Source organism: Grylomicrobium aquisgranense, assembly GCF_033971865.1.
Taxonomy (GTDB): domain Bacteria; phylum Bacillota_I; class Bacilli_A; order Erysipelotrichales; family Erysipelotrichaceae; genus Bulleidia; species Bulleidia massiliensis.
The window spans coordinates 1-14,730 of record NZ_JALBUR010000039.1 but is presented as its reverse complement, the minus strand read 5'-3'; the positions used below and the strand labels follow the sequence as shown (position 1 = coordinate 14,730).

The 14,730-nt window shown below is 42.7% G+C and carries 16 protein-coding genes; 6 read left to right on the top strand and 10 right to left on the bottom strand.

Going from position 1 to position 14,730, the window contains the following annotated elements; translation table 11 throughout:
• Positions 1-111 precede the first annotated feature (111 nt).
• From MOZ60_RS10260 to MOZ60_RS10250, 3 genes are all read right to left on the bottom strand, one after another.
• On the bottom strand, positions 112-720 hold the full coding sequence (locus MOZ60_RS10260; RefSeq protein WP_370596592.1) for a hypothetical protein: 609 nt from the start codon (positions 718-720) through the stop codon (positions 112-114).
• A 2-nt stretch (positions 721-722) separates the two neighbouring features.
• Entirely contained in the window at positions 723-863 is a 141-nt protein-coding gene (locus tag MOZ60_RS10255) for a hypothetical protein (RefSeq protein ID WP_370596591.1), read from the bottom strand.
• Positions 864-1,083: 220 nt separating this feature from the next.
• Complete coding sequence (locus tag MOZ60_RS10250) at positions 1,084-1,476, bottom strand: hypothetical protein (RefSeq protein WP_370596590.1); 393 nt, start codon at positions 1,474-1,476, stop codon at positions 1,084-1,086.
• Between the two features lie 235 nt (positions 1,477-1,711).
• On the opposite strand from MOZ60_RS10250, the gene MOZ60_RS10245 reads away from it, so the two are divergent.
• The 6 genes from MOZ60_RS10245 to MOZ60_RS10220 all read left to right on the top strand — a co-directional run bounded on the left by MOZ60_RS10245 (position 1,712) and on the right by MOZ60_RS10220 (position 8,424).
• Positions 1,712-2,737, top strand: a complete 1,026-nt coding sequence (locus MOZ60_RS10245) for a hypothetical protein (protein WP_370596589.1) — start codon at positions 1,712-1,714, stop codon at positions 2,735-2,737.
• A gap of 177 nt (positions 2,738-2,914) precedes the next feature.
• Positions 2,915-3,103, top strand: a complete 189-nt coding sequence (locus MOZ60_RS10240) for a hypothetical protein (RefSeq protein ID WP_370596588.1) — start codon at positions 2,915-2,917, stop codon at positions 3,101-3,103.
• A gap of 558 nt (positions 3,104-3,661) precedes the next feature.
• Complete coding sequence (tnpC, locus tag MOZ60_RS10235) at positions 3,662-5,254, top strand: IS66 family transposase (RefSeq protein ID WP_370596587.1); 1,593 nt, start codon at positions 3,662-3,664, stop codon at positions 5,252-5,254.
• A gap of 193 nt (positions 5,255-5,447) precedes the next feature.
• A complete protein-coding gene (locus tag MOZ60_RS10230; RefSeq protein ID WP_370596586.1) occupies positions 5,448-6,554 on the top strand; it encodes an RES domain-containing protein in 1,107 nt (368 codons plus the stop codon).
• A 318-nt stretch (positions 6,555-6,872) separates the two neighbouring features.
• Positions 6,873-7,370: a helix-turn-helix domain-containing protein gene (locus tag MOZ60_RS10225; RefSeq protein ID WP_370596585.1), complete on the top strand. Its 498-nt coding sequence runs from the start codon at positions 6,873-6,875 to the stop codon at positions 7,368-7,370.
• Positions 7,371-7,413: 43 nt separating this feature from the next.
• Positions 7,414-8,424 (top strand): ATP-binding protein, encoded by a 1,011-nt coding sequence (locus MOZ60_RS10220; protein WP_370596584.1) that lies wholly within the window; start codon positions 7,414-7,416, stop codon positions 8,422-8,424.
• Between the two features lie 88 nt (positions 8,425-8,512).
• Here MOZ60_RS10220 and MOZ60_RS10215 read toward each other — a convergent pair whose 3' ends face one another.
• From MOZ60_RS10215 to MOZ60_RS10185, 7 genes are all read right to left on the bottom strand, one after another.
• Positions 8,513-9,253 (bottom strand): sugar isomerase domain-containing protein, encoded by a 741-nt coding sequence (locus MOZ60_RS10215; protein WP_370596583.1) that lies wholly within the window; start codon positions 9,251-9,253, stop codon positions 8,513-8,515.
• Positions 9,253-10,530, bottom strand: a complete 1,278-nt coding sequence (gene ulaA, locus MOZ60_RS10210; protein WP_108775272.1) for a PTS ascorbate transporter subunit IIC — start codon at positions 10,528-10,530, stop codon at positions 9,253-9,255. Before ulaA ends, MOZ60_RS10215 begins: the two co-directional genes overlap by 1 nt.
• Before the next feature lie 24 nt (positions 10,531-10,554).
• Positions 10,555-10,848, bottom strand: a complete 294-nt coding sequence (locus tag MOZ60_RS10205) for a PTS sugar transporter subunit IIB (protein ID WP_370596582.1) — start codon at positions 10,846-10,848, stop codon at positions 10,555-10,557.
• 2 nt (positions 10,849-10,850) lie between these two features.
• Positions 10,851-11,303 carry a PTS sugar transporter subunit IIA gene (locus MOZ60_RS10200; RefSeq protein ID WP_108775270.1) on the bottom strand — a complete coding sequence of 151 codons (453 nt, stop codon included), beginning with the start codon at positions 11,301-11,303 and terminating at the stop codon, positions 10,851-10,853.
• Between the two features lies 1 nt (position 11,304).
• Complete coding sequence (locus tag MOZ60_RS10195) at positions 11,305-13,254, bottom strand: BglG family transcription antiterminator (RefSeq protein ID WP_370596581.1); 1,950 nt, start codon at positions 13,252-13,254, stop codon at positions 11,305-11,307.
• Positions 13,255-13,447: 193 nt separating this feature from the next.
• The gene (locus MOZ60_RS10190) at positions 13,448-13,807 is read right to left on the bottom strand and encodes an AhpC/TSA family protein (protein WP_370596593.1); all 360 of its coding nucleotides are present in this window, start codon (positions 13,805-13,807) and stop codon (positions 13,448-13,450) included.
• 643 nt (positions 13,808-14,450) lie between these two features.
• The coding region (locus MOZ60_RS10185; RefSeq protein ID WP_370596580.1) for a hypothetical protein at positions 14,451-14,730 on the bottom strand (280 nt) is incomplete at its 5' end.

The window sequence follows — 14,730 nt, the reverse complement described above, 5'->3', positions numbered from 1 at the left end:
TTGTAAGAAGGAACTGATGGAACGGCCAGTGGCCGTTTTCTTTCGGCAAATCAGTGGCCGTTTTCTCCCGGCGGATATTGGCCGTTTTCTCTCGTCACTTTTTGGCCATTTTCACCCGACGCTAACAATATCAAGATTTGTTCCAGCAAATGTTCTGTCGTTCTTGTATTCAGGGTATCTGAAATATTCTGAATTATTGTCTTCAATATTGTTGCAGTATAAGTGGCAGAAACTGTCAACATACTCCATGTAGGAAACATCAGATAAGTGGTAAGTTTGAAACAAGATATCTGCCAAGTATCCTAGGTCATGGCTTTTCTGAAAGACCTCATGCTGTTTCTTCAGTAAATACTTGAATCCTGTTTCGATAGATTGTCTTCCAACATATGCTGTGACAATTGATTGTGGCAGACTTTCAGTCAAGATTCGAAAGGCTTCAATGTTCTCATACCAGTATTGTTGCCATAAGCGTTGCTCTGCTTGATCATTTGTATGAGTCTTTGTGCCATCAGTCCTTATTGCAACTTCAATAGAGAAGGGCACTGGGGCAGGGGTTGCTTCACCACAAGAATCAGGTACCGCTTTTTCCTGATCTGATGCTGTGTGAAAGATTGGGTGTTTACCATAAAGGCAGTGGCAAGCATAAAATGCCCCATCTGCTTGAAGAATGTTCTGATAATTTTGCCCATAATCCTTTATCATCTTGAAAATGTCAGACATGATTACTTTTCTCCTTTCTTACAGAAGGCGTCATAGTCCTGGTGTTCTTTACAGGCTTCTTCAATGGGCTTGGCATCTTTCATTAAGACGGGAGCTTTGATATCACATAATTCAATGTGCTGCTCAGTTGTAATGTCTTTCATAACCTCTTCATATATGAGAGGCACGTCCTGATAGTATTCATTATGAAAGATGTCTTCATAACGGAATCGCAGCAGCCAGAAACTGTTGATTGAGTTGTTGATGATATTTCACTGTCGATCTGCAGTTCGATGTGATGGTTTTCGTCAACCCTTTCTGCCGCAGGAGCAAAGGATTTATCTTTAGGAATTTCTTTACCATTCACTGCCAGGCTGTCAATGATCAGATTGAATATGCTGGTTTATTTGTGCTGATTATCAGGAAGTGTGGGATCTTTGACAAGCATCCTTTTCCATTGATTTGAATAAACGCGGATGTTGATAGCCTCTTGTTTTCCAGAATGGTTAATATTCTATCACCGTTTGTATCTGAGGCATTCATAACATCAAAGGACAGAACTGGCATATTGGCTATGCGGCGTTCTTCACGCTCTTCTTTATGCTGGTCTTCAATTGTCATAACAACACCAGCAAGAGTTATGATGCCGCCGATAAAGCTTTCCAGAAAATTCATCCATTTTTCAGAGATGCCGTTCTTCGTACATAGATCCAGGACCATAATAAAACCAATTGTTGCTGCAGTCAGCAGTACTAATTTCCAATATTTCTTTATCATGTCTGCAATATAGTAAAAGTGACGAAATAATTCAATGCCTGGTCGGCTTTTGAATGATCTGGCAGTGCTGAGAAAACAATAATTGCCTATGATTATTTGATACTGGTTTATAATTTCGCTGAAGTGGAATTTAACTTTCCACTTCAGGCAATAACTTAGGCAAACCTGCTTTGCGTTTTGCAATTCACTCCTGGTTTGAGATAGTGATATAATTTGACTACTAGCATAGAGAAATATGAAAATATATTGTCTTGAATTGATTATTGCATTTATCTTTTATCTAGTGGTTCGGTGGCTTTCTAATGTGTTGTATTGGCAAAACGGGATGTTTCAATTTGATTGGGAAAAGAGATATAATTATCATCCATTTGACATAAATCCTTCGTCTGATCGTAGAAAACAAGCAGGAAACTTGATGCTATTATCTCTTGCGCCAGCCATTGCAATGATATGTACTGCTGCTTGTTTTCAACTGTTAAACATCAGTGAAGATTTGATCTTTTCTGTGCTCCTTATCCCGATATTCTTTTTCTTGTTCCGCTTTGTTGTAATATTTATGGATGGGTCAAGAGTATATTTTGGAAGCGTTAAAAATCTTGTTTTATCCTTTCTGGCTCCAATTGCCTTTAATTTTATTATTTATTGGATTGCAATTCGGACCTTGATAAAATTCCATGTCGCCATTTATGTGCCACTTGAAGAAATTCGAAATGTCTTATGGGTTGGAGTATTGGTATACATTCTAAAAATGATACTCGATCTATTTAATAAGCAAACTATAGTTCTGGAAAATCGTGGGGCATGCAATGTTGAGAAAATAGTTCATTCACGGCAGAGAAAGCTGGAAGAAAAGTATCAGTATGCAGTAAGAGAAGCCCTACAAAATTACGAATTATGTAACTCTGATAAAGAAAATCTTTACTATCTCACATTTGCTATCATGATATATGAAGATTACAACAGGCCTTTCACAATAAGAATTCTTGAATATTTTTGTAAACTCTTTTTAAAACACAAAGAGATGTCACTCGGTATTATGCAGTATAAATCAGATACTATTATCTCTAGCAGCAAAAGTATTAAACTGGCGATCAAAAAAATCTATGAAAGTTTCAGGGACTACAGCAATATAGACAAAACGCAAAGATTACAAAGTGTTGTTTGTAGTTATAATCCTGACTCTGATTACCAAATACAGGTCATGAATATTTATCAGTTTATGGATCGTAATAAAGAGAAAAACTTGTTTTCCAATTGCTGACTGCAACAAGACCGGCTGATTGATCAATAATTTCAACTTCTACTGTTTTCCCAACGCATCTAGAAGCCTGGTTGTAATCACTCAATAATCCGTACCTGTTAAAAGGAGTCACTCTGTCAGAATAAGTCTGTAAAACCAAGGAATTTTCTTGACTCGAAAAAGGAGAGTGACATCTTTATGGAGCGTATTACTCATGTAATGAGTGACATGCATTGGGCATTGGTGCTAAAGGAATGCAATGAAAGCGAAAGAAAGAAGAAAGAATGGCTTGCCCAGCATAATATCAATGCAAAATCCTTTTACAAATGGCAGCAGAAACTTAGAATTCAGGTTGTAACAGATCTCATTCTTTCTGAAGCTGACTAGCTGGCACTGGATCTGGCTGAGCTGAAATGTTCATCTCCTTCCAGGATTGAATCGTCTGTTGTCAGGATTGAGAAGGATGAAATGATTGTCAGTCTGAGTAAAGATATCTCGGTTGCTATACTTATCCGGATTATGAAGGCATTCTCTTCCTGTTCTGCGGAAGAAAGTCAGACCACATGAAAGGTCTGCTCTGGGATGGCAATTGATTTCTGCTGTTGTATTAGCGTCTGGCAAACAGAAAGTTCCAGTGGCCAAGGTCCAGCAGCAAGTTGAAAGCCGTTACACCTGATCAGTATCACAATCTGATGGCAGGATTCGCCATTGAATCTTCTATTCGTTATTCGTATCCAAATATGCCGGAATAGAAGCGGTTTATGTTTCTCTTCTGTATATACAGATTTGTATTCATCTTCTCACCGCTGTTAGCGCCAGGTGGAAACGGCCTCATACAATAAGAAAAATATGCATCAGCGCGCTGAAACTGCACAGAGACAATACGAATGTTTCCCACAATTCTGACTGATTGAAACGCGCTTTTTATTCGTGCATACCTATGGCATGGGCACATCAAGAATGAGTCAGGAAGGGCTTGAAACCATGCCGGTCCCGGTTCTGACAAAGCTGATTTTGAACCAGCAGGAAACCATTGAAAGCCTGGCACATCACATCGATGAACTTACCGGGCAGATCCGTCTGATGAATCAGAGATCATTTGGAACAAAGACAGAGCCTGCACAATTTGTTCAGCAGCTGCAGCTTGATCTTGGTTTGAATGAGGCAGAAGATCTCTCGGATGAAAAGGCAGCTGATCCCAAACTGGAAGAAGCTGCGCCAAAGAAGAAAAAAGCAAAAGGTAAAAAGCAGGAAGATTGGAAGAAGATCACCAATCACAGAGATGAATACCTGGAGCTGTCAGAAGAAGAGCTCGATAAACAATACGGCAAAGGGAAGTGGAAAAGACTGCCTGATGAGCTGATCTATAAGCTGGAACATATACCGGCATCTTTTGAAGCGGTCACTTATCATATCGCTGTCTATGCAAAAGATGATAACCAGACAATTGCCAGGGCACCAAAACCGGTAGAAATGTTTCCAAAGAGTATCGCCACTCCATCCCTGGTAGCCTCTGTTCTGACGGCAAAATATGTGAATGCTATTCCTCTGAACAGACTGGAAGCTGCCTATAAGCAGAATGACATTTATATCAGCAGAGCAGTAATGGCAAACTGGGTAATCCGTGCTTACGATCAGTATCTGAGATATGTGTGTGAAGCCCTGAAACAGGCAATGATGAAGCAGAGCCTTCTTCACGCAGATGAAACACCATTCGAAGTGATCAGAGATGGCCGGGCAGCAGGGTCCAAATCCTACATGTGGGTATACCGGACCAATGCAAAGCTTCCTGGGCCAAAGGCAATTCTCTATCAGTACTGCCCAACCAGAGGACATGAAAATCCAAAGAATTATCTGAAGGATTTCAGCGGTACTCTGGTGACAGACGGGTATGGTGCCTACCACAAGCTGGCGAAAGAAGATCCAGCAAAGTTCAAAGTGGCTGGATGCTGGATCCGTTTGAAACGAAAGTTCGCTGCGATCATAAAAGCAAATGGTAAGAAGTTCCAAAATCCAATTGCCACAGAGGCGGTACGGAAAATTCAAAGAATTTACCATGAAGAACATTTGATCCAGGATCTTCCGCTAGAAGAACATCTGCGGAAGAGACAGGAAAAGATCAAACCTCTGGTAGATGAGTTTTTCGCGTGGGTGAAAGACAAATCAACAGTTGAAAGCACAGAGAATTCATCAGAAATTGGAAAGAGCCTTCAATATGCTCTGAATCAGGAAAAATATCTTCGTGTATTCCTGGACGATGCGAGTGTGCCACTGGATAACAATGCGGCTGAGATCGCTATCCGCCCGTTCACAGTTGGTCGTAAGAACTGGGTGATAATCGATACACCAAGAGGAGCAGAAGCCAGTGCAGGCATCTATTCCATTGTCGAAACGGCCAAAGCAAACGGATTAAAACTGTATCCATACTTCACCTACCTGCTGGAAGAACTTCCAAAGATCATCAATGAAGGCAGCACAACAATGCCTGACAGACTTCTGCCTTGGTCAGAAGAAGTCCATCAAAAGCTTGGTATGTAAAACCATTCTCATTGACACCGTTAAGTGTACCTGGGAATGGTTTTTATCATAGGTACGGATTATCGTGCGCTTACGAGTAGGGAATTAGTGACGGAGTACCGAGAATATCAACAAACGATAGAAGCAGTATTACTACTTTGGTATAATTGGGGGTGTCAGATAATATTCTACCACAAGGAGCGTATGGACAATTATGGTCACAAAAAATCTACTATGGATTACAAAAGCCATTGACCAAAAACTTAATGCTCCATTTGAAATCGAGAAGGATTCTGAATACTATCCTGACCTCCGGGATAAGTATTTGACTTTATTAAGTGATGCGAAGAAAGCCAATGCAGATGCTGAGAGCATAAGAATTATTGAGAAGTTTAGAGATCGCATCCAAACGGCAGTACGATATTACTATAAAGGCAATATTATTTCCTCTCACCAGAAAATAAAAAATCTTGTGAAGGACTGTATTGACAATCCTTTTGCAGTGAGTGAAGTAAATAAAAGCTTTGCGTTTCCCGGTGCTGGGCCAGAAGTTCAGTTTTTTAGGGCAAGGCTTGGAAATCCGCGTGGATTTAAGGCTAAGGATATGCTACATCTCCCGTATTCGTTACGGGGACGTACAGGAAACTACAGATTTAGCATACCTGGAGTACCCAGCTTATACTTAGGAAATTCATCGTATGCATGCTGGATCGAACTAGGTAGACCTGCTGAAGTTGAATTTAATGTATCTCCTGTGCTTGTTGATGAAAAGCAGAGAATCCTTAATTTGGCGGTGATGAACAGGGATTTCTTGCATCTAAATGATGGCGAAGCAAATAGAGTACATACATGGCTTAAACTGCTTATGCTTATGATTGCAACATCATATCGAATAAAAGAGCAGGGGCGTACATTCAAATCGGAATATATAGTTTCACAAAGTATAATGCTTGCCTGCAAACAGTTAGGATTAGACGGTGTTGCTTATTATTCACACCAAGTAACAGATCAGGTATTTGCTGGCGCCGCTGTGAATGTGGCTCTTTTTGCAGAATATAAGTTTGGTCAAGAGTATTCAGATATATGTAACCATATTATGATCGGTAATTCATTTAATTACCAAACTTTTAAGCAGCTCGGATTTGCAAACACTGATGCAGCATATGAGCTGAGGACAGCACAAGCGGGAACTAGAACTATAATTGGAAGCTATGATCGACAATATAGATATGGAATGACTGATTTTTGCCGGTTTGATAAATTCCTTTTTAATGGATGGAAGAGGGAAGACATTACTTGGGGAAATGCTCTTTCTGAGTAGTTTATGCGAATGCCTGGATATTTGATCAATGCCACCTTCTTCCATTGGAGATAAGAGTATGTTCGATATATCTTATAATACAGGGAGAGATATATGTGGCATGTCTCTCTCTTTCAAATGGATCATATTTACAATGGTTTCCTTTTACAAAGCTCTCTGATCAAGATAAAGAAGAGCTCTGCAGTAAGGAGCCAACAGTATAAACGCTTACAAGCATTGAACATATCAGAAGATGTTTTTCACAATTATTATTGGTGCTGATTATCATGATGTGAAATTGTTTTATACTCTTAAAATTAACAGTGAGGATCATAACTTATGGATAAGGAAGATAACAAACAATTTATTACTGCCAAAGAAGCTGCTGAGAGATGGGATGAAACAGTGGATTATGTTTACAAAGTTTGTAAATATTATCGTCTTACCAAAAGTGGATTCCCTGCCAGATACAATATTCCAATAGATTTATCTCCTGTTATTATTCCAGATGGTAGGTTCAAAGGTGCAACATATAAGGAATGGCTGTATGTTATACGAGCAATTATTGAAAATAAACTCTTAGCACCAGAACTGTTTAATTCAAACGATCAACGTATTCGTACAATAGTTGCACAGTTACATACTGCTGGAATTATTACTCCATTGATCGGAGCCAAACGGAACACGCTTGACTATCGTTGCTATCAAATTACTTTAGGCTATTTTGGATCAGATTGGGCTGGGCTCGTTGAAAAGGACAAATATGCTTTGGTGTCAAAGCTTGCAGAAAGTATTACTAAAGGAGCTACCGACGCAATTCTTGATAAGTACGGATAATAATAGGACATATGTTATTTAATGCGTAAAGGATGATTGTAAAATGGTAATTTCTGTTCATGATTTGGAAACTATACCGGCATTAAAGCTAGGAAGAGATTTGAATAAAGTGTATCCTGACGAACAAGTTGTAATCAGCATAGACTCAGACTGGGCTAGACCTTTCGGAATGGCATATACTGCCTGCGTATTGAAACAGTTTAGGAGAAGATGCCCCGATGTGGAATTTACCATGTCCACAACAATGAACAGTGGGTTAAAATACGCATCTAATATGGGCTTCTTTCAAATGGTATCACCTAAACTGGCTCTTGGAAAGGCGCCAGGCGAAGCCCATGGTAATAGTAACTGCATACCATTGACAATTCTGGATTTTGAAAAGTTTCATGCTGACGGCCTTCCATATTACTTCGATGATGAAGTAGAAGACAAAATAGAGCAAGAGGCTGAGAAACTTGCTACTGTTCTGGTAGATAAAGATAAGGATCTCAATTATCTGTTTACATATCTAATCCGTGAAATATTGAGAAATATTCCTGAGCATTCCGATTGTACCAAGGCTATTATCTGTGGACAAGCGTGGCCAGCAAAGCATCAAGCTGAAATCGCCATTATTGATGAAGGAAAAGGAATATTTAAAAGTCTATCTGCTAATCCATACTATCATGACAGAATTTACGATAATTCTGATGCACTAGACTGGGCTACCATTCCTGGAATATCCGCAGCTTACAATCCGAACAAAAAAAGAAGAAATAGTAGTTCTAATTGGGCTAATTCTGGATTTGGCCTTTATATGGTCAGGGAGATATGCAAAGAAATGGATGGTTCTTTTCTGATAGCTTCAGGTGAAGACTACCTGAGGGAAGATATTAAAGGACCTAAATCAGGAAAGACAAATATCTCTGGAACAGCTATCAAGATCACTATAGACACCAACAAGATTGTGGATAGCAAAAAACTGATAAATACAATTGTTCAACGTGGTCAAGAAGAAGCTAAAGCAATGAATGAAGGCTTCCACAAAGCATCAAAGCCATCGAGAGGGATATAAATGTGTCAAAAAAGCAATAACAATTCAGAAAATAACACAAAAATCCATGCTGTTTAACATGGACTTTCTGTGTTTTTTGCTTCTTTCTCTAGTAAGAATACTTGATCTGGTCTTTGTATTCTTCGTAGAGCTTCTTGTTGAGCTGGTCTCCTCCGTCAATGTTGGCGCTGTAGAAGACGGGTGGGTATTTGAGGCCTCTTCTTACCAGTTCGTTTGCTGTTTCGGCAACGATGGCATCGAGCATGATGGCGCCTACTACGGTTGAGGTTGGTCCGCTCTTCTGGTCTGTTCCCTGGATGGGGACGCAGGCATCTCCGACGTCTCCATGGTTGTCAAGGATGATGTCGCAGAAGTCATAGAGTTTCCTGCCAGAGGGGTGGCGTGAGGTGACGGATTGGGAGTATTTGAGATTGGTGATGCCAATCACAGATACTCCTTTTTCTTTTGCGTATTTGGCAATCTCGATGGTAACGGGATTGCGTCCTGATACGGAGTGTGTGATCAGGACGTCGCCTTTTTCAAAGCTGACTGTTTTTGCGACTTCTGTGCCATATCCGATTAATCTTTCCATCCTGCTGGTGAATGTGATCGGTGATCTGTCTAACAGGACTTCTCTTGCAAAGATGGGGGTGATGGTCATCAGGCCGCCTGCTCTGTAGTAGAGCTCTTGTGAAAGTATGCCGGCATGGCTGGCACCGAATGCATAGATGGCGTGCTTTGCCATCACGGCATCACTGAGGAGCTTGACACACTGTTCCATGTGTTCTTTTTCTTCTGTTTCGACTGTCTGGATCAGTGTGTTGATTTTGTCAAAGTAAGCAAATTCCATTAGTGGATGATCCTTGCGATGGTGCCTTCGATGATGCCCCAGAGGGAGAAGTCCTGGCCGCCATAGACGAGCATCCATGGCTGGATGGTCTTGTTGAAGAAGTATGCGCCAAAGCCTACGAGCAGGACCATGACAATACCGTTGACAGCGCAGGCGATAATAGTGCCTCTGCGGCCGCCGTAGGCATTGGCGATGATGGCTGCACAGCCATTCTCGAAGAAGCATGTGACAACCAACGGAATGACAACGGTCGGGAATCTGCCAGCTGTCAACAGGATTGTAATTGTAGAAGTGATCATGGCTGTGATGAAGCCGATGATCAGGGAGTTAGGTCCATAGTTGAAGATGACCGGGCAGTCCAGGGCAGGAATAGCACCCGGGACAACCTTTTCGGCGATACCTTTGAAGGCAGGTACGATTTCACCGATGAGCATACGGACGCCCTGCAGCATGATGGTCATGCCTACGCCGAAGTAGATGGCATGAGTGAAGCAGTATGTGAAGAAGCCTGTGCTGCCTTCAGCATAGCCCCATACTTCGCCTGGTGTTAAGCCGTTGGCCAGCAGGATGAAGTAGAGAACGATGTATACGACTGCGATGGTGATGGAACCGGTGATGGATACTTCACGCAGGAAGCCAAGTGATTTAGGAACCTTGATGTCTTCGCAGCTGTCTTTTGGATCGCCAGTGAGTTTGGCAATGCCTGCTGACAGGACAGACAGTGTTGTGGTTGGATGGCCGATGGTGAATTCATCTTTGCCGGTGACTTTCTTGACCAGCGGGTGCATGAGGTTTGGTGCAATGACCATGTAGAGACCTGTAAAGACTGCTGCTAAGCCAATGAGTTTGCCTCCGGTCAGGCCTGCATCAACGCCTGCGGCGATGAATACATATGGGAACCAGTAGAGCATGTGACCTGTGAGGAAGATGGACTTCCACTTGGTAAATCTTGCAAACAGGAGGTTGAAGGCAAATGCCAGCAGCATGACGATGCCGATCTGGGTGCCGTAGGTGCCGCCGATATCAACGGTTGCTGTGTCTGTTGCGGCCTTTGGCAGCAATGCGTTGAAGGCTGCGGAGATGCCGTCAATGGAACTGCCGGTGATTAAGCCGGTGCCGGCGTTGAGGACGAAGAAGCCAATGGCGGTCATAATGGTTCCGCGGATGACTTCAGATGCTGATTTCTTCTGGAGAATCAGGCCGATCATAGCGACAAGGGCGAGGAAAATTGCGCCTTGTCCGAAAATCTCGTTAATGATAAAGTTCAGAACTACCATAATAATCCCCTTTCTTGTTTTCCTTTAGTGTTTTTCTGAATACTGTTTCATGAAGGCAAGTGTTTTTTCTTCAATTTCCTTTGGGTTCAGGAAGTCATCAATCGTGACAACTGGCATTGTTGCACGGTCAATGATCTGGTCTGAGAGTTCCTTGGAAATGAAGATGACATCACAATCGTTTGTCAGACAGGTTGCGACATCTCCTGTGAACGTATCTGCTTCCAGATTGTTCTTTTTCAGGATGTCATCGATCGCCATTCGCAGCATAAGTGACGATCCGCATCCAAATCCGCAAACACACTGAATTTTAGGTACCATATTTAATCATCTCCTTTCGTACTGGTGCCATTGATCAGTTGATAGAGTTGTTCTGTATCTGTGCATTTCTCGATCTGTGCGAGAATATCTTTTCTCATCAGCAGCTGGGCTATTTTCTGGATCCATTCCATATGGGATGTGGTATCTGTACACGCAAGTGCCATGACGACATCTACCGGTCCCTTGTCAGAGCCGAAGTCGACTGGTTTCTGCAGTGTGATTAAGGAAACAGATGTATGTTTGACCTCTTTGCAGGGGGCAGAATGTGCTAAGGCAAAGCGCGGTGTCAGTACGATGTATGGTCCCAGTGTTTTGACGCTGTTGATCATATGATCGATATATGCTGGCTCAATGTCTCCATTTGTGACGAGCAGCTGGCCGGCACACTGGATTGCCTGTTCCCATGTGTCTGCCTTTTCATGTACCTTCAGATTTTCCTTCTTGATCAAATCCATTTCAGATTTCCTTTCCGTTGTTCAGATTCAGAATGATTTCTTTGGTAATATCGTCTTCCTGCAGAAGACGCTGGTTGGCTTCTTTGGCAAAGATGTAGACAAGATCCAGCAGGGCTGTTTTTTCGCGGTTCAATACGCCGGTCACAACGATGTTGGAGACGCATTTGGCATCGTGATCACCGAAGATGATGGGCTTCTTTAATACGAGCAGTGAACTGCAGTCAGAGTGAATGCCATCGCTTGTGCCGGCATGCACGAAGGCTGTTCCCGGGACAATGACCATATAGGTACCAAGTCTGTTGACAGCTTCAATCATGCGGTCTATGTAGTGCTGTTCCAGCTTTCCTTCTCTTAATAATGGTGTTGCAGCAATTTCGATGGCATTCTGCCAGGAGTCAACTCTGTCCAGGACCTGGATCTCATCGCTGCTCATGAAATCATGGATGAATGATTTCCGGTTGGTTTCATTGTTGTGAATTGTTTTGTAGCTGGTCAGGAAATTGCCACACATCTTTTCGTAGGTGATCTGATCAAGCTGGGAACGTAATAGTTCAATGTTGTCATGGCTGAGTAATGGATTGACCTGAACAACAGGATATCCGGCTATCTGGTGGGCACCATCGGTGCAGACAACCAGATCAACGGGATTGTCCTTGAGATAGACTTCTGCTTCCTGACGGGAAGTTGGACCGATAATCTGGCATTCCGGCATGGTCTGCCGCATGCGGGCAGCCAGGATGGCACTTGTAGTAGTGCCAAATGAGCAGACAATCAGTACCTTTGCACTGATATCCATCTTGCTGGAAGATTCATAGGCACTGGCAATGTACATGGCAATATAGGCTGTTTCATTGTCATCAAAAGTGACACCGTACTTCTTTTCACAGTTGACAAGCTGCAGCTTGGTATATTCGTAAATCAGCGGAATACTGATCTGGATCTGCTCGGTCATGACATTCTGGACAGGAATGTGATTTCTCAGACGGAATAAAGCTGTTTCAAGGTGGCGGCCAAGTCCATTGACGAAGGTCTGTTTCTCATCACCGTTTAACGGGTGTAATACCTGCAGACGGTTCATGAGATATCTGGCCAGTCTGGAAGCGTCCTGGGAGATGCCAGGCTTGCCGTCATTGCCGGCAATGTTCTGTAAAAGAATGGAGACTGTCCAGAGTCGTTCTGTTTCCGGCAGCTTTGCTGGAAACTGGTCCTGCAGTTTCTTGGAGCAGGCCTGCAGTTCTTCGGGGGAAATGATCCTTGGCAGGTCGGCTGGGTCAAGATTGTGATTATGTGCGCTGCGGTACAATCCATACTGCACAATCAGCGCAGTTTTTTCAGGATCATAGCAGGTGACATGCAGTGTGTCTCTGGCATAGCGCAGAAGCTGCCAGGCGGTCTTCTGTCCGCCTTCCTTTGCCCATTGCATTGCCTGGATAGTTTCTGCATCATCCTGCATGCTGGCGATCGTTTCCACAAACAGTTCACGGAAATCAATCTCTTTGCCACTGACAAAGATGCCGTTTCCTTTTTCTTTGCTTATGGAAAGATGGTTGTTTTCGAATTGTTTTTCGACGTTAGGAAAGCAGGAGATGACGGTCTGTCTGCTGATCTGGCAGGCGTTGGCAAGAGATTCATAGGTGCGGACATCATTGCAAAGCAGTTCCAGGCTCATGCGGGCGATGCGCTCTTCTGGTGAAGGAGACCGGCTTGCTATGGCGTGCTGAAGAATATCTGCTTTTTCTGCTTCCACACAGATCAGCCGGATTCCTTTGTGTGGCTCACTTCTGAGCTCGGCATCAAAGTCTTTCAGGTAATACCGGATATCATTAAGATCATTCCGGATTGTTCTGGAACTGACTGAAAACAATGATGCCAGTGAGCTTACAGTCACATCATGATCCTGCCGCATCAAATGCCGGAGCAGATCTGTCTGTCTCTGATTCAGTGTTGTCATCGTACCCTCTCTCTGATTTCATGTTAGGCGGCTTCACCTTTGCGTACAATGCCAAAGCACTTCCGCAAATGCGGCAAAAATTAGACTTGTTGGAAAATCTTTGAAAATATCATTGGAAAAGCTGAAAAAATCCTCTGTGACAGGAAAAATCTGCCGCAGAGTGCTTGCAAATGGAAATGTAAACGAAGAAATGCTATTGAAGTGCGTTTTTCAGGTATTCTGCAGTGGCTGACTCGTCCACGTGCTTGGCATAGTATGCACTTAGAATGGTGTCATCCTGCGCAATGATGAAGGTGGCTGGCAGCTGGGTTTCAATCCCTTCATACTGGCCATGCGTGTAGCCTTCTTTCTTTGCTCTGGCTGCTTTGAGCATGGTGTGTGGACCTACAATGTCTTTCATATCTGCACTGGCAGTGATCTCAAATTGTTTGTACAGTTTTGCTTCGGGATCACAGATGATCTGATAGGGGAGTGGGTGCTGGGCAAGCTGCTGCCTGATGCGATCTGGATTGGACTGCAGTATAATGAAGAACTGGCCTTTGCTAGCCGTGATTTCTTCATAGTGTATTTCTTAGTCATGCATATCCATCTGGCAGAATGTGCAGCCGTAGTAACGCAGAAAGACAAGTGCTGTCTTAGGTGCTTTCTGAAGTTCGTTCCAAAGTCAATATTCTGCTTTTCAGCTGTATCGAAGTGGAAATCCGGAATCTTCATGCCTGCCTGTAGTTTTGCCATTATGTCCGCCTCCTTGATCAAAAGTATACATGTTTGCTATGTCAGATGTATAAAAAGGACAGTGGTACACAAGAAGAAAGGAGATCATGCCATAGAAAAAATGATGAATTGATTTTGATTGCGAAATTGCATTTTTCCTCCATTACTGCGCACAGCGCAGTAATGGAGGAAAAAGTGTTAATAGACATTCTTTAACAGTTTCTTTCATTCTCTTTCTCTCTAATATCTGTTAACAAGTATATGAGCCGCCAGAGTGGATCCAGCATACTTCTCTGGCAGGATCACTTATCCAGCTCAGGCAGTGAGAAAAAGCTAAGCTGTGCAGGTGATATTACTTTTGCTTCAGAATTGAATCTTTGTTTTGATGCATCTGATCATTGGAAATAGCTGATAATGTTATGCTTTTTCATGGTTGATTTGTAAGATGAAATTTGTCATTTTTGACTTTGAAGGAATGAATGCTACAATTCCAGCAGGAAATTTTTGTCTATGAGATTGGATAAGAACAGATATCTGCAGGAGTTGATGTGCCTGCTTGGCAGTAAAGAACCAGTGACTTCCGGGCAGCTTGCTGGTCTGACTTCGTGTTCGATGCACAATCCGGAAAAACGGAACGGCTGTTCCGCTTCATCGGTGCGCCGTTCCGCTTTAGCGGAACGCCAGTTAAAGAGACGGGTTCCGCATATTCTTGCCATTAAATTGTAGTCTGAATGCTCTGTTGACCAATCGGTCCAGACAGGC